The organism is Dorea sp. 210702-DFI.3.17 (assembly GCF_020560825.1).
GTDB classification, from domain to species: Bacteria; Bacillota; Clostridia; order Lachnospirales; family Lachnospiraceae; genus Dorea; species Dorea formicigenerans.
Map to the genome: position 1 here is coordinate 425387 of NZ_JAJCNB010000001.1, position 19137 is coordinate 444523.

Below are 19137 nucleotides of genomic sequence, written 5' to 3' on the forward strand. Positions count from 1 at the left end.
CTAATATCTTATAATGAATTGCGGTCATAAATTTGACCGCAATTCTCTCTCTACTATTCTATTATCCGGTCTATTCACCTGATTATTTCTTACTTCTTTTCAGAATGTTCTTCAAGTCTTCGACTGTATAGTTATATGCCGTATTGCAAAAATGACATTTTACTTCAATGTCTTTTCCTTCATCGATCATTTCCTGAATGTCTTTCTTTCCGATACTTGCAACTGCCTGCTCTACACGTTCTTTAGAACAATTACAGTAAAACTGTGTTGGAATAGTATCTGTGATTTCAAGATCCAGATGTCCGATCAGTTTCTCTAACATCTGCTCCGGTGTATAGCCCTTGTCCAGAAAATCTGTAACAGAAGTCACATCCTTCAGATTCTTCTCCAACTGGCTGATAGTCTCTTCTGTTGCAAATGGCATCAACTGAATAATAAATCCACCTGCACAGCGTACAGTATTATCTTTATTCATCAGAACACCAAGTCCCACTGAAGAAGGTACCTGCTCGGAACTTGCAAAATAATAAGTCAGATCTTCTGCAATCTCACTGCTTACAAGAATTGTCTGTCCCACATAAGGCTCTTTCAGTCCCATATCTTTAATCACCTGTAAAAGACCGATACCAACTGCTCCTCCGACGTCCAGCTTGCCATTCTTTGGCGGAAGCATCACGTCCGGATTTCCAACATATCCTTTTACATTTGCATGGCTGTCTGCAGTTACAGTGATGCCCTCGATTGGGCCGTCTCCACGAATCTGAAGTGTCAGCATATCTGTATCATTTTTCATCATACTTCCCATGATTGCCCCTGCTGTCAGTGTCCTTCCAAGTGCCGCAGTCGCAACCGGGCTTGTATTATGATGCACTCTTGCAGACTCTACAAGGTTTTTCGTTGTCGCAGCAAATGCACGCATCTGTCCTCCTGCTGCCGTCGCTCTTACAATATAATCTTCCATCATCTATCTTATGCCAATCCTTTCCCATGTTCTCTTGCCACTACGCAGATTCTCTCACTCCGGTCATGTGGACTTTCTTTTGTATAGTCATCGTAGGCAGTTACATATTCAAGTCCTGCCTCAGTAAGCATATGTCTGATCTGCTCCAGCGTATATGCTCTCTGAAAATGTTCTTCCTGATACTTACGATAAAGCTGTGGTTGTTCTTCGTCCCGCACAAAAAGAGTCAGTTCATATTCATTGATCCGTTCGTCTTCATCGTAATAATTATCCCAGATAAAGCTGCATTCCTCACGGTCTTCTGCAATTGTCTGTTCTCCAAGTAGCTCCCGATACTTATACTCCGTATTAAAATCAAATACAAACAGCCCTTCCGGATCCAGATAATTATTCACCAACCGGAAAACTTCCGTCAGGTCCTCATCGTCCGTAATATAGTTCACAGAATCGCAGGCACTTATAACCGCTCTGACCGTTCCGTATAATTCAAATTCCCGCATATCCTGAAGAAGATACAAAATATCATGTCCACTCTCGACCTTCTTCTCCATGGCAATCTCCAGCATCTCTTCTGCATTATCCACACCGATCATATCATAACCAGATGAAGCCAGCATTTCTGTCATGTTTCCAGTTCCACAGCCAAGATCCAGAACAAGCCCGTCATCAATTCCATATTCCTTTAATATTTTTCCCAGATAATCCGCCCACTCTTTATACGGCACATTATCCATGAAGGTATCATATACCCTCGCAAAACTCGTATAAGCTTCCATATTCAGAAAGACTCCTTCTATACTTTCGTATCATATTCCAGGTAGCGCATCCGTTACCATCGTCCATTATATCTTATTTTTCCGGATATGCCAACTAGTAAACAATGCAGATTTTACTTCTGAAAACTATCGAAAACTACTAGTATATACATTGAACATGTCGTCTACAGCCCCAGTTCTTTTAAAAGCTTCGCCTGATACTCGGAATTCGCTGCTGCTTTTGCCAAGTCTTCATTGCGCCCCTGCTCAAGCAAATACATGATCAGTTTGTTAATTCGCGCCTCTCCAGCACGTTCACCTTCCGCATATGCTTCCTGCCTTTCCATTTCTTTTTCTTCCCACTTCTGCATAAACTTTATCTCCATTTCTTTGTTGCCCTTTAACCTGGTGACACGCTCATGCATCTGATGTATCCGTTCACTTTCACATTCCTCCGCTACTGCATCTGTAGATTTCTCCATGTATTCCAAAAGTTCAATCAACTCCTGGCTGACTAACTCCGGATGTTTTCCATGGCTATTCAGGAAGATTCTCGTTGCATCATCCCCCAGTTCCAGTTCCGGAACTTCCTCACATTGCATTTTGAATGTATAGCGATATAACTCATATCCAAATAAGTCAAATGGCATAATCATTATAATTACCACAGGATTTAGCAAATTAAAATCAATGCACCCCGGCGGTAACAAACGGCTGTCTATCATTCCCTGATATAACCGGCTTCGTTTTGGAAGATTTTTCGTGTTTGTCTTTTGTGGTTCTGTATCATACACCACATCATCTTCATCGATAGTGTAAACATCTAATCTTATCTGACGTTTTTCTAAAGAACTTCTGCACTCCTTCTCCGTCTGGGGCGGCTGTTTCAGATGCGTATTCTGTCCCAGAATGATATCCAGAAGTGTCTTCATATTTTCCTCATCTTCCATCGCTTCATCAAACAGGAACTTATCCAACAGGTTCAGGTCTTTCAATTTTCTCTTCTCTTTTGTTGACATAGCTTCTCCTTTCTTTTTGCAGATAAATGTCTGTTCAAAAGAAAATGCTATGATTTCTACTTATAGATTAACATATACTTTCAGTATATTCCAGTATATGAAGATAATTTCACATCATTTTTTAACTTCATTTATCTGTCTGCTTATCATCACTTTGGGAATTACTGCCGATTCTTCCGGCTCCGAAAATGAATGAAATTAATATAGATACTTTGCAGATAATTAGAACCATCGTCTGCGTGTAGATAGAATCGCATAGTCATGTGATAATCTCAAGAAATATTTTCTTATCTTTTCCTTAAGAAATAAGATTGAACAGGACGGAAGTCATTTCACTCCCGCCCTGTGTTTGTTTATTTTTCTTTACATTTGTAATAAAGAAATAACTAGTCGTCGATACCTTCTGTCTCGATGATAAATTTTGTTGTTCCGGATACTCCGTCACTGATTCCTGCAAATGATTTGTATTCTTTTGCAAGGTTAGTCATTGCATCAATTCGATCTGTCACACCACTAATATCTCCATTGAAGAGATCTGTCAGTTTATCAATTGCCTCTTCTTTGTATTCCTGCATTCCGTCTGCCAGAGTCTGGTTTCCATCCGCTAAGGTGTTCGCTCCGTCTAATAATGTCTGAGTTCCGTTAGATAATGTTCCGGCTCCGTCAGCAACCTGATTAGCACCACTTGCTAACTGGCTAACACCACTTGCAAGCTGGGAACCACCGTCTTTTAAGGAAGTAACACCAGCCATAAGCGGTGCACTGTTGTCATGGAGCTGCGATGCTCCTGCCTGAAGTTTTTGAGTTCCAGCCAATAGTTTTTTGCTTCCACTTGCCAGACCTGCTGCTCCTGTACCAATTGTCAATGTTTTGCCGTCTCCCAATCCTAAATATCCAGCTAATGTAGACGCTCCAGATTCAATACCATTCACGCCATCCCAAACACTTGGCTGTTCCTTAGAGCCAGAACTTTGAGTAAGAGAAGTACCTACTCCATTCATATAATCCTGCGCCCCTTTTACACTTTGTGTAATCAATTGAGCATTACCATTTACTGTTTTTTCCACTTCAATGCTGTCTTTATCTACACTTGCAGTACATTGCTCCAGTGCATCTTCAACAGCCTTTGTTATTGCTTCTTTTTCTTCTGCTGTTGTATTTTCATCAATGTGCTGATTGACAATAGCTGCTACTTCTGGTTTATTTACAGATGCTGTCACTTTATCTGTACTTACGGTTGCTGTCACACTGTTTTTAATATTCTCTTCTGTAACATTATTTAACACCTTAACACCTTCATCCAGCGTATCTTTTGCCGTTTTCAATCCATTTTTTAAAGATTGTGCGCCTGCAACAAGGCTGTTTGCACCATCAGCTGCTGATGCTATGTTCGTATTTAATGTATCAGCTCCACTTGCCAATGCCTGTGCTCCTGAAACCAGGTCATTACTTCCGGCATAGATTTCTTCTACTCCGCCCGTATAAGCCTGCACTCCGCTTGCCAGTGTGTTCACTCCACTGACCAGTGTTCCACTCTTTTCATTCAATGTATTCACACCGTCCGCCAGTGTTCCGGCTCCACTTGCCAGTGTTCCGGCTCCGTCATTCAATGTTCCGGCTCCATCTGCCAGTTCTTTTGAGCCATCGGCTGCTTCTTTAGAACCGTCTACCAACTGATTTGTTGCGTCTTCAAGATCGTCAATAGAATCCTGCAAGTCATCAAAGCTGTCGATGTCGTCCAGTCCGAATTCATTCATCAGCTCTGCGGAAGCCATTGTAATACTTGTTCCGACTGTTGCATCTTTGACATCTGCTGTAATTGTTACTGTCTCCGGAATATCAATGTCCATATCCAGATCTTTCAGATTCAGATCATTTGCAAGTCCCGGGAATGCAACTCCGACTACAATATTTTTATCTCCGTCAGAAATAAGTTTTCCATTTTCAACAGACACATTGCTGTACTCATCAGAGGAAAGCATCATTGCACTGACCATGGTAAATGGTGTGTACATTTCTACATCTTCACCATTTACATTGACAGTCTGTTTTGATTTGTTGTCATAGCTAAACTGAATCTCAACCTTTCCGCTTTTACCTTTCAGATCTTTCGGGGAAATGCTCTTTCCGTCCAGTTTGTAGGATACTTTCACATCTACCGGGAGCTCTTTATCTATTGTTCCCTGATAGTAAATGTCATTTCCTTCAGACTTCCAGCTTACGTTGTTGTTGCTTCCTGTCTCAAATGTTTCGTCACCTTTTACATTTTTAATATCTTTCAATTCAGATGTGTCAGAAATGGTTCCTTTTTCCGGATTTTTCAGCCATTCAGATACCGTCGTTTTCTTTACATTTCCACTTGCATCTGCTTTTACATACACAGATTCCTCTTTTGAAAATCCTGTATCCTCAGAATCTGTTGCGTGGTCTGCCAATACATTTTCCGCAGTCTCTTTTAATTCCTGAGTGTCTTTGTCCTTTTGCTCTGCTGCCTGTACCTGCATGACATTATTGTGATATTCATATGTTCCGGCAAGTCCGGCAGCCATCATGACAGCCATAGATCCTGCTACAATTTTTTTTGCGATTTTTTTATTTCCGTTCATAGTGATCCCTCCTGTGAATCTTATGCCTCTTTCGGCAGAAAACCTTTACTTGTTTTTACGATTACTTTGTCAAATACCATAAACATGGATGGCAGTACGAAGATTACGACTACCATACTGATCAGCGCTCCCCTTGCCATCAGGATACACAGCGAACTGATCATATCAATGTTGGAATAAAGTCCGACTCCGATAGTCGCTGCGAAGAAGCTTAAGGCACTGACCATAATGGACTGTGCTGATACACGGTGGGCTGTCGTAATGGCATCATGTTTATTTGCCCCATGGTTTCGTTCACGCTTATATCTTGTCGTCATCAGGATTGCATAGTCAACCGTAGATCCCAGCTGAATCGTTCCGATAACGATAGAAGCAACAAATGGAAGCTTCGTGCCTGTGTAATAAGGAATTCCCATATTTACAAAGATTGCAAATTCAATAACACCTACCAGAATGACCGGAAGTGAAATGGATTTGAATAACACAAGGATAATGACAAATATAATTCCAATGGATACTGCACTGACCGTCTTAAAATCCTGATCTGTAATATCAATCAGATCTGCGGTCAGCGGTCCTTCACCAATCAACATTCCGTTCTTATCATATTTGTGCAAAATCTTATTCAATGTCTTAATCTGGGCATTGACTTCATCAGATGCTACCTTATATTCAGAGTTTACAAGAAGCAGCTGATATTTATCATTTTTCAGCATACTGGATACGGACTCCGGAATCATATCAGACGGAACTGACGGACCTACAAGAGAGTCCAGCCCAAGTGCCCATTTGACACCGTCTACCTTATCCATTTCTTTTATCATTTTATTGACATCTGTTGAAGATACGGAACTGTCCACCAGAATCATGTGCGTTGTATTCATATCGTAATCTTCTTTTAACTTTTCATTTGCAATGATACTTGGCAGATCCTTTGGTAATGTCTCGTCCAGGTTGTAATAAACTGCTGTATGGTTATTTCCATAAATTGCAGGAAATAAGAATAACAAAAACAATACTACATATACCAGGTATCGTTTCGTAACCTTGTCAGAAATTCTTCCAATATCCGGGAGGAATGGTTTGTGTTTCGTCTTCTCAATGATTTTGTCACAACAAAGAATCATAGACGGAAGAATGGTCACACATGCAATCACTCCAAAGATAACTCCTTTTACCATAACGATTCCAATATCCAGTCCCAGTGTAAAGGACATAAAGCATAATGCAATGAATCCGGCAATTGTTGTAATGGAACTTCCCATAACTGATGAAAATGTCTGGGAAATCGCATGTGCCATGGCACGCTTCTTATCTCCGTCGTATCTCACCTGCTGTTCTTCATAACTGTGCATCAGGAAAATGGAATAATCCAACGTAACACCTAGCTGCAATACCGCTGCCAACGCTTTCGTAATATAAGAAATTTCTCCCATAAAATAGTTACTTCCCAGATTGTAAATGATTGCCATTCCGATACTCAGCATAAAAAGTAACGGTACGAAAAATGATTCCATTGTCAGTCCAAGTACAATGACCGCCAAAATAACGGCAATCAGTACATATACCGGAGTCTCTTTTTCTGCCAGATTCTTCGTGTCCGTAACTACTGCGGACATTCCACTTAAAAAACATTGCTTGCCGGCAATTTCCCGGATCTGTGCAATTGCATCCATCGTTCCATCTGAAGATGTTCCCTCATCAAAGAAAATCGCCATCATCGTTCCGGTATCGGAATTAAATACATCGTAAATGTCGTCCGGCAACATACTCATCGGCACGGAAATATCTGCAATAGAGTCGTACCATATTACATTTGCCACATGATCGACTTTCTCAATCTTCTCTTTCAGTTCCGCTACATCTTTCTCTTCCATACCATCAACAATGAACATAGAAAATGCTCCGGTTCCAAAATCATTCACCAGAATATCCTGTCCTTTCATCGTCTCGATATTGTCTGGAAGATAAGTCAGAACATCATAATTGACCCGGGTGTTCAGATAACCGAGGACTGACGGAATCAGCAACAGCACGCCAAGTATCAGTATCAATACTCTGTATTTCACCACTTTCTTTCCAAAGTTAACCATAACTCCTTCTCCCTTTCATTTATGACTGTTAGTCATTTTCTTTTTCAAACAGCATAATACACCAAAAATGACCAATAGTCAATATATTTTTGACTATTGGTCATTTTTATGTTAAATTATTTTCATCAATAAAAATATGACACATTACTTTTACAATCATACATTAGAAATGCACTCACGTTTTCTACCTTTAAGCAAAAAATTAACTTGCACATTACCTTGCCGTACAGTTATAATTGCTGTTGAACAGAAAAGAGGATAATCATGGGAAAAGTAGACGAAAATAAAAAAAAGAAAAAAGAAGCCCTCTTCAACACCGCATACGAACTTTTTACCACAAAAGGTATCAATGCTACTGCTATTTCTGATATTGTAGAAAAAGCCGGTGTTGCAAAAGGAACTTTCTATTTATATTTTAAAGACAAATATGATATCAAGAATAAACTTACCGCTTTCAAGACTCATGAACTATTTGAGAAAGCAGCAAAAGCATTACGGAAAGCAGACATTTCCGGGCTGGAAGAACAATTAATCTTTATCATTAATTACATTATAGATGCTCTCGCCAGCAATAAGGCATTGTTAAACTTTATTTCCAAGAATCTAGTCATGGGTGCACTTCGCTCCGCCCTTCTCACCGAAGAACGGACCGAACCAGATTTTTATGAAGAATTTCTCAATCTCGTTAATGAAGATTCTTACAAATACGAATGTCCGGACGTTATGCTATTCACCATCGTAGAACTGACCGGATCCACGGCATATAATTCAATCTTATATAACGAACCACTGCCCATCGAAGAATATAAGCCTTATCTGTACCGGACAGTACGGCTGATAATTGCAAGCCACAGACAATAAAACTGCATTTTTTAAAAATTGGGGACGGGGTTTTTCTAAAAAAACCCCGTCCCCAATTTTTTTACCATCACGTATTCTCAGTCTTTACTGTTTCTCACACCTGTCCCTTTTTAAAATTCACGCTTTTTCATTGCTTTCATTGCGCACACTAGTGAAATGCAAATTAATATAACCGAAACTGCAAAAATCAGTAAAATTACAATTCCATCACTTAATTTTTCAGCTCGACTTATGATTTTCAGTATCGCCCCATTCCGTTCTTTTGATATTTTTATTCCCAGGTACAGTATTAAAAAAATAGCTGCCATTCCGCTTACTGACACAATTCTGCTCTTTTCTATTCCGAACTTTATATACAACGGAATCATATAGCTTATCATAATAATTGATACAAAGCAGGCACCGGCCAGACCTGAATACATATCACTTTGTGATATCGCCAGTCCGCGGATTTTAACGACACCATATGCCATAGCATACATGATCACTCCAGTCGCGGTGCTATTCACCAATGCAAATACATACTTTTCTAATACATATGTGTTTCTACTGATTGGAAGTGTGAACAAATAAGCCATTCCATTTTCATATTCATCATAACTTAGTGTACTAACTGTAAACATAGTACACATGACCGTAATAAATACAACAGCAAATGTAGGGTCTTTGTAAATAATGAGATATAATACCGCCATAAGAGCTGCCATTCCCAAAAAGGATTTTTGTCCCAACATGAGTTTGTAATCTTTGATCAACAATCCTTTCATTCTTGCTGCCCCCTTTTCATCATAATGATCACATCATCAATTTTTCCTTTTTCAATGGTGATATCTGGATAGTTTTCCTGATAATACTGCCGTTCATTTGTCAGGCAGCTATAACCATACTCTTCTTTCTTATGCGCCAAAATGTACGCCTTGTCAAGCGCCTCGTACTGGTCTGCCTTCACCTTTAAAAGTCCATACTGATCCAAAAGTTTGTCGGTCTCTTCATGCAAAAGAATCTTTCCTTCATCAATCATATAAATGTCATCACAGATTCCTTCCAGATCTGTGGAAATGTGTGAACTAATCAGAATAGAACGTCCTGGTGTTTCCATATACTCTCGTAAAATATCTAACATCTCGTCTCTTGCCATAACGTCCAGTCCTGCGGTCGGTTCATCCAGAAGCAACACATCTGCGCCATGTGAAACTGCCGCTGCAATCTGTAATTTACGTTTCATTCCCGTTGAAAACTCCTTGATCTTTTTGTCTAATGGCAACTGGTATTTTTTGCACATTTCCAGGAAATCTTCTTTCTGAAACTTATGGTACATACTTTCAAGCATCGGAAGTATATCTTTCACACGTAAATATCCACTGAAACCAGAATCAGCCAGAACAACTCCAATCCACTCTTTATCCTGCACTGTAAAATCTTCTACATTTTTTCCCAGCATCTTTACAACACCTGCATCTGGTCTGATCAGACCTAATGCTGCTTTGAATGCTGTACTTTTTCCTGCACCATTGGCTCCGATCAGTCCGGTAACATAACCTTCCGGTACTTCCATTGTAAGATTCAGTTCAAAATCTTTATAGTGCTTTTTCACACCTTCAAATTTCAACATACTTATCAATCCTCCAAAACAATCTGAAACAACTCCAGTAATTCCTGATCCGTCATTCCACAGCTTTTGCCTTTTCGGATGGCCATCTCCAAATCAGCTTCCACTTCTTTTTTCTTCTCCTCCAGCATCAGCCCCTGATCTGCAAATGCTACGAAACTTCCTTTTCCATGAATCGTAATTACAAATCCTTCTTCTTCCAGAGCATCATATGCTTTTTTCACGGTCAGTGCACTGACCTTAAGTTCTTTAGCTAAAGTACGAACTGACGGGAGTGGGGTATCTGCTTTTAATATACCATGCATGATCTTTTCTTTTATCTGATCTCCAATCTGTTCATAGATTGGCTGCATGGATGAATGGTTTACTATGATATCCATAAAACTCCTCCTTCGTTATAAACAGTATAAAACAGTATATAACAGTTTGTCAACTGTTATATACTGTTTTATACTGTTTTCTTCTCATTTTAATTTTTCGAAATATTAAAAACTCCTGGCACTGGATATCAATGTCAGGAGTTCTCTTATCTTAGATTATGTAATAATGCATGATGCATGCGGATTACTCTGTGCTTTGCACTCCCACAATCCGCCCTGGCATCATTACATTAATTTTCTGAACAGATTCTTCAGATCTTCAACACTTGCATCTTTCGGATTACCCGGAGCGCATGCATCTGCGTGTGCAGACTCAGCTAAGAAGTCAAGATCCTCTTCTTTTAACGCTTCCAGTTTTGTTGGGATTCCAACGTCGATAGAAAGCTGCGAAACAGCGTCTACTGCTGCTTTTCTGTATTCTTCTACAGACATATCATCAACACCTTTGACACCCATAGCTCTTGCGATCTCTTTGTATTTCTCGCCTGTGCATTCAGCATTATACTCCATAACGATTGGAAGCATCATAGCACATGCAACACCATGTGGTGTGTCATAAACAGCTCCAAGTGTATGAGCCATAGAATGAGCAATTCCAAGACCTACATTTGAGAATCCCATTCCTGCGATATACTGTCCAAGAGCCATTCCCTCACGACCCTCTTTCTCATTTGCAACTGCTCCTCTTAAAGATTTGGAAATAATCTCGATTGCTTTGATATGGAACATATCTGTCATCTCCCATGCAGCCTTTGTTGTATATCCTTCGATTGCATGTGTAAGAGCATCCATACCTGTGGAAGCTGTCAGTCCTTTTGGCATAGAGGACATCATATCCGGGTCTACAACTGCGATGACTGGCATATCATGTGGGTCAACACAGACAAATTTTCTCTTCTTCTCTACATCTGTAATTACATAGTTGATTGTAACCTCTGCTGCTGTACCTGCTGTTGTCGGAACTGCTATGATCGGTACACAAGGTTTCTTAGTTGGCGCAACACCTTCCAGACTTCTTACATCCTCGAATTCCGGATTAGCAATAATGATACCGATTGCTTTTGCTGTATCCATGGAAGATCCTCCACCGATTGCTACAATGTAATCAGCCTCAGCCTTCTTAAATGCTGCAACTCCATTCTGTACATTCTGAATAGTAGGATTGGCTTTGATGTCAGAATAAATCTCATATACGAGTCCAGCCTCATCTAATACATCTGTTACCTTTTTTGTTACCCCAAATTTAATAAGGTCTGGATCAGAGCATACAAATGCTTTCTTAAATGCTCTTGTCTTTGCTTCTGTTGCAATCTCCTTGATTGCTCCTGCTCCGTGATAAGATGTCTCATTCAGCATAATTCTGTTTGCCATTTCAATCTCTCCTTTTCTTACATGACATGATTTGCTTTCATTCAGCTTTTATGTTTTTATTTTAACAATATTGCCCCCAAAATGAAAGTTACAAAATTGTGAAAATGTAACGCGAATGGATTATAGAAGATCCAGCCCTTCAAAGACTCCCGCCAGTTCCTCTGGCATCGCTTTCACGAGATCTGCTGCCAGTTCCTCCGGCGTACGTTTCACTCTTCCAAATACCCACTGTACAGTCATGTAAATAGAACCCTGGCAATACATTTCTAGCAGGAATTTTAAATCTTCCGACAATGGCTTTCCGGATTTTTCCTGGATCCGGTCTGAATAAAATGCCAGGATCAGTTCAAAATCATGGTCTCTCAGACAGTTCTGATCATCAGATTTAAATGCCATTTTAAAGAAAAGTTTCTCTTTCTGAATATACTGGAATTTTTTCACCAGTCCTTCATAGATGGTCTCGCCTTCTCCCATATGTTCAAATGATTCCAGAAGAATCTTATCAAAATACCAGTTAACCAGGTCATATTTATCCTGAAAATGCCGGTAAAATGTTTGTCTGGTCGTTCCGCACGCATCTACGATTTCCTTTACCGTAATCTTCTCCACCGATGTCGTCTTCATGCAGACTTTCACAGCTTCCGCCAGGCGATATTTCATTTCTTCTGACTTACACTCCTCTTTGCACATGCGAAATCTCCTCTAACTTGGGCATTACCCGAAGCGCCCCTTTTCTTGTTGTTACAATAGATGCTGCTGCATTGGCAAACTCCAGCATCTCTCCAAGTTCCTTTTCATTGTATTCACGCCATCCATGTTCCAGTATGTAATGCAGGATACAACCGCAAAATGCATCTCCTGCCCCAGTCGTCTCTATGGTATCTTCTGTCACAAATGCCGGTCGTTCCACTCGGAACTTGTCTGTATAAGCTCTGCTGCCATTCTTGCCCATAGATAACAGAATCAATGGAATATGATACTTTTCCATCAAAAGCAGAATCCCCGCATCATAGTCTTCCATTCCGGTCAGCCACTGAATCTCATTATCCGATATTTTCAGAACATTACAATGCTGCATTCCATATAAAATCTGTTCTTTCGCTTCGTCCATTGATTTCCAAAGCGGCTCTCTTAAATTTGGATCATACGAAAGGATTGCACCAGACTTTTCTGCAATCTCAATTGCTTTTCTCGTTGCCTTCCGACACACTTCGTCTGTCATAGATAATGAACCAAAATGAAATATTTTGCTGTCTTTAATCAGTGTCTCATCAATATCTGATTCCGAAAGCATCATGTCCGCTCCCGGATTCCGGTAAAATGAAAACTCCCTGTCCCCGTCTTCCAATGTATGTACAAATGCAAGTGTTGTATGTACCTGTGAATCACGCTTCAGTCCTGTTGTATCAATTCCTACTTCTTTAATTGCATAAGTCAACTGATTGCCAAACATATCATCACCGATTTTTCCGATAAATGCTCCTTTATGCCCAAGCTTTGACAGCATAGATAATACATTGCATGGTGCTCCTCCGGGATTTGCCTCCAGAACTGGATTACCTTGTCCGCTAATTCCATTTTCCGTAAAATCAATAAGTAATTCACCAAGCGCCGTCACATCGTAAGTCTTCATACTTCAAAACCTCTGTTCTTTTATTTTCTGTATGCGAATTCAAATCTGACATTCACAGTTTCTATATCATATTGCGAAAAGAGCGGGACAGATTTTCGCGTTTCTGTCCCGCTCCATATGTCTTGACATTATTTTACAAAATTCTCATTTTCCCGTCAACCTGATCTGGCATGTGAATTTTGTTTTATTCTAACTCATACGAATCAAATGCCTGTTGATTGTTCTGCCCTACACGCTCACAATCCTAGCAGATCTTGCAGATCCAGCCCTCTGGTGCTTCAATGTGACCCATCTGGATTCCTGTCAATGTCTCATACAGTTTCTTTGTAACTGGTCCCATCTCTTCCATTCCACTTGGGAAGCAGATTTCTTTGCCATGATCTACAATCTTGCCAACTGGTGAAATAACTGCTGCTGTTCCACAAAGTCCACACTCTGCAAAATCTTTTACTTCATCAAGGTATACTTCTCTTTCTTCTACTTCCAGTCCAAGATAATGCTCTGCTACATACATCAGAGAACGTCTTGTAATAGAAGGAAGGATTGTAGATGACTTCGGTGTTACGACTTTATTGTCTTTTGTTACGAAGATAAAGTTTGCTCCACCTGTCTCTTCTACTTTTGTTCTTGTTGCAGCATCCAGATACATATTCTCATCGTATCCTTCTCCGTGTGCTGTCACGATTGCATGAAGGCTCATTGCATAGTTAAGACCTGCTTTTACATGACCTGTTCCATGCGGTGCGGCACGGTCAAAGTCTGAAACCTTAATTGTGATCGGCTTAGCGCCGCCTTTAAAGTATGGTCCAACTGGTGTAGCAAATACACGGAACTGATACTCCTCTGCAGGTTTTACTCCGATAACCGGACTGGAACCAAACATATACGGTCTTACATAAAGTGTAGCTCCTGACCCGTAAGGCGGTACATATGCCGCATTAGCTGCTACGACCTGTTTGATTGCATCTACGAATCTGTCCTCTGGGAATACCGGCATCTCAAGTCTTGCTGCTGAATCAGCCATTCTTGCTGCATTTAAATCCGGACGGAAAGTTACGATATGTCCGTCTTCTGTTGTGTAAGCTTTCATTCCTTCAAAGCATGTCTGTGCATACTGAAGTACACCTGCGCACTCGCTGATTGTTATGGTTGCGTCGGAGGTAAGAGTTCCTTCATCCCATGCTCCGTCTTTGTAGTTGGATACATATCTCTTATCTGTCTGCATGTAGCCAAATCCGATGTTTGACCAGTCAATGTTCTTTTTCTCCATGATAATTTCCTCCGTTCATCTATATAACTTTAATTTTTTAACTATTCTACTGATATTATTATAATACCATCATATTCAAAATTCAAGAGTGCGCTCTGTTTTTTTAGAATTATCTTTCCATCATACTAATAGACTCAATTCCAACGCTTCCTCCACGCACAACTTCAATACTCTTGAACTCTTCTTTCATCAGCTTAATAACTGCGTCATTTTTGGTTCCTGTCTGTACAAATTCCAGCAAAAGACTATCTCTTCCGTAGTCAATGACTTTTGCCTTAAACGTCTCCGCAATCTGGAAACATTCCACCTTATCCTCCGGTGTACATTTTTGAACTTTAATGTACATAATTTCTTTCATTCTTACAAAAACATCTGTAAAATCAATGACTTTAATAACCTCTACCGTACGGTTAAGCTGCTTTTTGATCTGTTTAAACGTCTCATCGTCACTGACCGTTGCTATTGTCATTCTCGACACAGTCGGATCTTCTGTTGTTCCTACAGTAAGGCTGTCCAGATTATATGACTTTCCAGAAAAGAGTCCGGAAATTTTAGACAGAACACCTACCTGATTTTCTACATAAAGTGATATCCAGCGTTTTTTCATTCCATTATTTGTTCCACTCATAATTCCATTCTCCCTTCTAACAATCCATGATCAGCTCTTCCAGAGTTCCGCCCGGTTTGATCATTGGGTATACAAGATCCTCCGGATCGATCATAAACTCGATAATCGTCGGTCTGTGTTTATTTTCAAGTGCTGCTCTGAATGCAGGCTCAATATCTTCTTTTTTCTCCACACGGATTCCTACTGCGCCATAACTTTCTGCCAGTTTGATAAAGTTCGGTGTATACTCCGGATATTCAAAATTCTCATCATCTGCTGCCCTTCTGCTTGCAGCACCGGATCGTAAATTCGTCATAGAGTAACGTTTTCCATAGAATAATTTCTGCCACTGGCGAACCATTCCAAGGTTATAATTATTAAAAATGCAGCTAATGATTGGAAGTTCCTCTAATACTGCTGTTGCAAGTTCCTGAATATTCATCTGCATCCCACCGTCACCGGAGATGGAAATGACCGGTACATCCGGATTACCGATTTTAGCACCAATCGCTCCCGGAAGTCCATACCCCATTGTTCCAAGTCCACCTGACATAAGAAGTCTCTTCTTCTGTGTAATCTCAGCAAACTGAGCCGTGAACATCTGATGCTGTCCTACATCAGTTACAATAATTGCTTCATCAAACATGCGGTTGATCGTCTCAATAATATCCTGAGGTGTCATGATCGGTTTTTCTTTCATTTTCAGAGGATGTTCCTCTTTCCAGCTTTCAATCTGTTCCAGCCACTTTGATGTCTCATTCGGCTCTACATACTCTAACATCTTCTCAATTGCATCTTTTGCATCCGCAACAATCGGAATATCTACCTGTACATTTTTTGAAATTGCAGCTGTATCAATATCGATATGTACAATCTGTGCATTCGGTGCAAATGAATGCAGCTTTCCGGTAATTCGGTCATTGAACCTAGTTCCGATTGAAAACAGCAGATCACAATCACTGACAGCCATATTGCAGGCATATGCTCCATGCATTCCAAGATTTCCGATGTAGAGTGGGTGGTTTGTCGGAATTGCCCCGCGTCCCATGACTGTTGTTACGACCGGAATATTCGTCTTCTCCACCAATTTGGTAAATACTTCGTTTGCACGGGAAATAATCACACCTCCACCTGCTAAAAATAATGGTTTTTTTGCACGTCCAAGCATTTTGATCGCACGTTTTAACTGTCCGATATGTACGCTTGTATTCGGCTTATAACCACGTATATTAACAGTTTCCGGATATTCTGCGCTTCCAAGTTCTCCCATAACATCTTTTGGAAGATCGATAAGGACCGGACCTGGACGTCCTGTTCTTGCAATGTAAAATGCTTCTTTTAAAATTCTTCCAAGGTCTTCTCTGTTTCGCACCGTTACTCCATATTTGGTGATACTTCTTGTAATTCCTACAATGTCAACCTCTTGAAATGCATCATTTCCAATCAGATGTCTGGACACCTGCCCAGTGAAGCACACAAGCGGAACACTATCATAATATGCTGTTGCAAGACCTGTTACCAAGTTCGTTGCTCCCGGACCACTTGTAACAAGGCAAACACCGACTTTTCCGGTAGATCTTGCATAGGCATCGGCCTCATGGACAAGTGCCACTTCCTGCCTTGGCAAGATTACTTTCGTAAAATCCTGCTTGTAAAGTTCGTCACTGATATCAATGGTACATGCCCCAGGATAACCGAACAGAGTATCTACTCCTTCTTCTTTTAAGGCTTTTACTAATAACTTATTGCCACTGATTTTCTTCATAAATGTCTTCCTCCTTTAACATTCCCAGATTTTGCTTCGTCATGAATATCCAACAGAGTATACATTTCCCGTCAGATATAGAAAAACGCCCTAAGCGAAATAGCTTAGGGCGAATATACCATCCGTGTTACCACCTAAATTCAGAGAATTCTCTCTGCACTCATGTCAATACGGGAAACCATAACGATTATCCGATATTGCTCCCTTGTAACGTCGGGACAGACGTTGAAGTCTACTCAGATCATGTAACGGTAAAGGCTTTCTTTCAAAAGCACGATCAGCCATTCATCTTTTCGGTTCACTGCTCAGAGGCTACTTCCATAAATCCTTCACGAAAACTTACACCACCCGTCTTCTCTCTTAGCTTCCGGTATCTATGTACTCCTCCCCGTCATTGCATTTCACAAAACTGTTTTATCGAATATTTTTATATATTATAATCATAACTTTGTGTTACTGTCAATGACATTTTTCATCTGTTTTCTTGATATATTTTATGATGTCAGAGATAATACTTTCAGCACTTCGCCTGCGATTTTTGTCCAGGAAAGTCCGCTGACATCTACTTCTTTTGTTTTACCTGCCTCCACAGACTCCCAGATTCGCTGACCGATCCGCCTTTCAAAATCCGGCAGCGTCGCAGGAACTGCCTCGTCCACATTACGCATCAATGGCAGTGTCACATATCTTATATCTGCCCCCGGCGCATAAGTATCAATCCATTCTTTCACTCCGGGCAGGTCCGTCATGACTACTCTGTCTCCGCATGCAAGCGCCTCAATGACCGTAAGAGGCAGTCCTTCAGAGAATGACAGAAGTGCAAAGATGTCACAGGAATTGTAGACCTTCGCCAGTTCTTTCTGTGGAAGCTTTCCTAAAAATGTCACCTTATACGGACATTTTTTCGCAAGCTCTACTATCTGCTCATACTCTTCTTCATTCCCGGCTCCTCCGGCAAGCAAAAGCTCAATCCTTTCCTTTTCATATCCCAAATAATCCAGGCTCCGGATCAGGCTTTCCACTCCTTTTTTCACCGAAATCTTTCCGGCAAATGCAATTCTTGTCACACCGTCATTCACACGCAGGCTTTCATTCTTGAAAATATGGCTGTTATACCCCATTCCAATCACCTGTATTTTTTCTTTCGGCACATCATAAATATCCTGAATGGTCCGCTTCTGCTCTGCATGCAGTGCAAAAATCCGATCAAGTCTTCGAATCTGCCCCGTAATGTACTCCCGTTCCAAATCTGTCTTCTGCATCTGCCGCAAATCTGTATTATGGCAAAATCCAAAGACCTTCCGGTCTGGAAAATGTTCCCGTACGATGGCAGTCAAAAGATAAAGATGATGGCACAAAATCAGATCCGGATTCAAATCTCTTACCGCCTCATCCAGCTGTTTCAAAAAACTTTCTTTGAATGCCGCTTCCATCTTTGGTGTCATATCCCGGTATCTGGTACTCGGATATGGCATCTCGTCCGACATTCCTACAATCGGAAAGTTCAGTTTCCCCTGTTCAAAATATACCGGATAAAATGTGACCCGATCCGGTACCGGAGTTTCCTCCTCAGGATACACACCGGCCACCAGTGCCTGTGTGTGTCCCTTATTTGCAAATTCCTTCATAAGCTCCGACAGAAAAATCCCACTGCCGGTGCTGTTCGGTTTCTGCGCTGTTACATTTAAAATTCTCATGATACCCTCTCGTAAATTGTAAATACATACTCCAGATCAAAATACGTCTGCTCATCACTGATCTTGGTCATCTGCCACTGTGGGTCCTGATCCAGATCCGGGAAAAATGTATCCGCCTGGTAAGCGTGATCGATCTTTGTAATATATGCCGTCTTACAGTATGGCAGAAGCTGTCTGTAAATGCTCTCTCCCCCGATCACAAAAATATCTTCATCGTTATATTTTTTCAGTTCTTCCACCATTTCGTCAATGCTGTGGACCACAACAGTTCCTTTCACATTGTATTTTTTATCTGATGTCAGAACAACATTGACTCGGTTCTTTAAAGGCTGTCCGCCCGGAAAACTTTCCAATGTCTTTCTTCCCATGGCAACGACCTTCCCCTTTGTCGTCTCACGGAAGAACTTCATATCCTGCGGAATACTTACAAGTAACTTATTGTCCATTCCAATTGCCCAATTCTTATCCACTGCCACAATCAAATTCATGCCGGTTTCCCCCTGTTTTTTC

General features: G+C 40.7%; 17 protein-coding genes and 1 other annotated feature. Of the genes, 1 reads left to right on the forward strand and 16 read right to left on the reverse strand.

All coding sequences use genetic code 11. The annotated features are described in order from the left end of the window. Positions 1-82: 82 nt before the first annotated feature. The 5 genes from hslO to LI149_RS02135 all read right to left on the reverse strand — a co-directional run bounded on the left by hslO (position 83) and on the right by LI149_RS02135 (position 7434). The gene (gene hslO, locus LI149_RS02115; protein ID WP_227078397.1) at positions 83-961 is read right to left on the reverse strand and encodes an Hsp33 family molecular chaperone HslO; all 879 of its coding nucleotides are present in this window, start codon (positions 959-961) and stop codon (positions 83-85) included. Between the two features lie 8 nt (positions 962-969). After that, positions 970-1737, reverse strand: coding sequence for a class I SAM-dependent methyltransferase (locus LI149_RS02120; RefSeq protein WP_118447122.1), 768 nt, complete (start codon positions 1735-1737; stop codon positions 970-972). A 164-nt stretch (positions 1738-1901) separates the two neighbouring features. Beyond that, a complete protein-coding gene (locus tag LI149_RS02125; RefSeq protein ID WP_227078359.1) occupies positions 1902-2735 on the reverse strand; it encodes an Rpn family recombination-promoting nuclease/putative transposase in 834 nt (277 codons plus the stop codon). A gap of 386 nt (positions 2736-3121) precedes the next feature. Beyond that, positions 3122-5341 carry a hypothetical protein gene (locus LI149_RS02130; RefSeq protein WP_227078358.1) on the reverse strand — a complete coding sequence of 740 codons (2220 nt, stop codon included), beginning with the start codon at positions 5339-5341 and terminating at the stop codon, positions 3122-3124. Between the two features lie 20 nt (positions 5342-5361). After that, positions 5362-7434, reverse strand: a complete 2073-nt coding sequence (locus tag LI149_RS02135) for an RND family transporter (RefSeq protein ID WP_227078357.1) — start codon at positions 7432-7434, stop codon at positions 5362-5364. Positions 7435-7698: 264 nt separating this feature from the next. Between LI149_RS02135 and LI149_RS02140 the strand changes: the two genes are divergently transcribed. Then, entirely contained in the window at positions 7699-8295 is a 597-nt protein-coding gene (locus LI149_RS02140) for a TetR/AcrR family transcriptional regulator (protein ID WP_227078356.1), read from the forward strand. Between the two features lie 110 nt (positions 8296-8405). Here LI149_RS02140 and LI149_RS02145 read toward each other — a convergent pair whose 3' ends face one another. The 11 genes from LI149_RS02145 to LI149_RS02195 all read right to left on the reverse strand — a co-directional run bounded on the left by LI149_RS02145 (position 8406) and on the right by LI149_RS02195 (position 19115). Beyond that, positions 8406-9062, reverse strand: a complete 657-nt coding sequence (locus LI149_RS02145; protein WP_227142918.1) for an ABC-2 transporter permease — start codon at positions 9060-9062, stop codon at positions 8406-8408. Beyond that, positions 9059-9907, reverse strand: coding sequence for an ABC transporter ATP-binding protein (locus LI149_RS02150; RefSeq protein WP_227142919.1), 849 nt, complete (start codon positions 9905-9907; stop codon positions 9059-9061). Before LI149_RS02150 ends, LI149_RS02145 begins: the two co-directional genes overlap by 4 nt. A gap of 5 nt (positions 9908-9912) precedes the next feature. Next, on the reverse strand, positions 9913-10284 hold the full coding sequence (locus LI149_RS02155; RefSeq protein ID WP_040015332.1) for a GntR family transcriptional regulator: 372 nt from the start codon (positions 10282-10284) through the stop codon (positions 9913-9915). Positions 10285-10509: 225 nt separating this feature from the next. Then, positions 10510-11655, reverse strand: a complete 1146-nt coding sequence (fucO, locus tag LI149_RS02160; RefSeq protein WP_227078894.1) for a lactaldehyde reductase — start codon at positions 11653-11655, stop codon at positions 10510-10512. Between the two features lie 120 nt (positions 11656-11775). Next, positions 11776-12345, reverse strand: a complete 570-nt coding sequence (locus LI149_RS02165; protein ID WP_173786577.1) for a TetR/AcrR family transcriptional regulator C-terminal domain-containing protein — start codon at positions 12343-12345, stop codon at positions 11776-11778. Next, positions 12326-13288 carry a carbohydrate kinase gene (locus LI149_RS02170; protein WP_118358292.1) on the reverse strand — a complete coding sequence of 321 codons (963 nt, stop codon included), beginning with the start codon at positions 13286-13288 and terminating at the stop codon, positions 12326-12328. Before LI149_RS02170 ends, LI149_RS02165 begins: the two co-directional genes overlap by 20 nt. 244 nt (positions 13289-13532) lie before the next feature. Further along, on the reverse strand, positions 13533-14558 hold the full coding sequence (locus LI149_RS02175; protein WP_005331563.1) for a branched-chain amino acid aminotransferase: 1026 nt from the start codon (positions 14556-14558) through the stop codon (positions 13533-13535). 109 nt (positions 14559-14667) lie between these two features. After that, entirely contained in the window at positions 14668-15186 is a 519-nt protein-coding gene (gene ilvN, locus LI149_RS02180; RefSeq protein ID WP_227142920.1) for an acetolactate synthase small subunit, read from the reverse strand. Positions 15187-15202: 16 nt separating this feature from the next. Continuing rightward, the gene (ilvB, locus tag LI149_RS02185; RefSeq protein ID WP_005331565.1) at positions 15203-16930 is read right to left on the reverse strand and encodes a biosynthetic-type acetolactate synthase large subunit; all 1728 of its coding nucleotides are present in this window, start codon (positions 16928-16930) and stop codon (positions 15203-15205) included. Positions 16931-17032: 102 nt separating this feature from the next. Further along, positions 17033-17334, reverse strand: a binding site (T-box leader). Positions 17335-17424: 90 nt separating this feature from the next. Then, positions 17425-18627, reverse strand: a complete 1203-nt coding sequence (locus LI149_RS02190) for a glycosyltransferase family 4 protein (protein WP_118364680.1) — start codon at positions 18625-18627, stop codon at positions 17425-17427. Further along, positions 18624-19115 carry a dihydrofolate reductase gene (locus LI149_RS02195; RefSeq protein ID WP_005331567.1) on the reverse strand — a complete coding sequence of 164 codons (492 nt, stop codon included), beginning with the start codon at positions 19113-19115 and terminating at the stop codon, positions 18624-18626. The genes LI149_RS02190 and LI149_RS02195 overlap by 4 nt, the downstream gene beginning before the upstream one ends. Positions 19116-19137 lie beyond the last annotated feature (22 nt).

What these genes read in the sequence shown, in the direction of transcription:
- LI149_RS02165 (WP_173786577.1), bottom strand. Translation starts at nt 12,345, where the DNA reads ATGTGCAAAGAGGAGTGTAAGTCAGAAGAAATGAAATATCGCCTGGCG.
- ilvB (WP_005331565.1), bottom strand. Translation starts at nt 16,930, where the DNA reads ATGAAGAAAATCAGTGGCAATAAGTTATTAGTAAAAGCCTTAAAAGAA.
- fucO (WP_227078894.1), bottom strand. Translation starts at nt 11,655, where the DNA reads ATGGCAAACAGAATTATGCTGAATGAGACATCTTATCACGGAGCAGGA.
- LI149_RS02125 (WP_227078359.1), bottom strand. Translation starts at nt 2,735, where the DNA reads ATGTCAACAAAAGAGAAGAGAAAATTGAAAGACCTGAACCTGTTGGAT.
- LI149_RS02190 (WP_118364680.1), bottom strand. Translation starts at nt 18,627, where the DNA reads ATGAGAATTTTAAATGTAACAGCGCAGAAACCGAACAGCACCGGCAGT.
- LI149_RS02155 (WP_040015332.1), bottom strand. Translation starts at nt 10,284, where the DNA reads ATGGATATCATAGTAAACCATTCATCCATGCAGCCAATCTATGAACAG.
- LI149_RS02175 (WP_005331563.1), bottom strand. Translation starts at nt 14,558, where the DNA reads ATGGAGAAAAAGAACATTGACTGGTCAAACATCGGATTTGGCTACATG.
- LI149_RS02145 (WP_227142918.1), bottom strand. Translation starts at nt 9,062, where the DNA reads ATGAAAGGATTGTTGATCAAAGATTACAAACTCATGTTGGGACAAAAA.
- LI149_RS02170 (WP_118358292.1), bottom strand. Translation starts at nt 13,288, where the DNA reads ATGAAGACTTACGATGTGACGGCGCTTGGTGAATTACTTATTGATTTT.
- LI149_RS02130 (WP_227078358.1), bottom strand. Translation starts at nt 5,341, where the DNA reads ATGAACGGAAATAAAAAAATCGCAAAAAAAATTGTAGCAGGATCTATG.
- LI149_RS02140 (WP_227078356.1), top strand. Translation starts at nt 7,699, where the DNA reads ATGGGAAAAGTAGACGAAAATAAAAAAAAGAAAAAAGAAGCCCTCTTC.
- LI149_RS02120 (WP_118447122.1), bottom strand. Translation starts at nt 1,737, where the DNA reads ATGGAAGCTTATACGAGTTTTGCGAGGGTATATGATACCTTCATGGAT.
- LI149_RS02135 (WP_227078357.1), bottom strand. Translation starts at nt 7,434, where the DNA reads ATGGTTAACTTTGGAAAGAAAGTGGTGAAATACAGAGTATTGATACTG.
- ilvN (WP_227142920.1), bottom strand. Translation starts at nt 15,186, where the DNA reads ATGAGTGGAACAAATAATGGAATGAAAAAACGCTGGATATCACTTTAT.
- LI149_RS02150 (WP_227142919.1), bottom strand. Translation starts at nt 9,907, where the DNA reads ATGTTGAAATTTGAAGGTGTGAAAAAGCACTATAAAGATTTTGAACTG.
- hslO (WP_227078397.1), bottom strand. Translation starts at nt 961, where the DNA reads ATGGAAGATTATATTGTAAGAGCGACGGCAGCAGGAGGACAGATGCGT.
- LI149_RS02195 (WP_005331567.1), bottom strand. Translation starts at nt 19,115, where the DNA reads ATGAATTTGATTGTGGCAGTGGATAAGAATTGGGCAATTGGAATGGAC.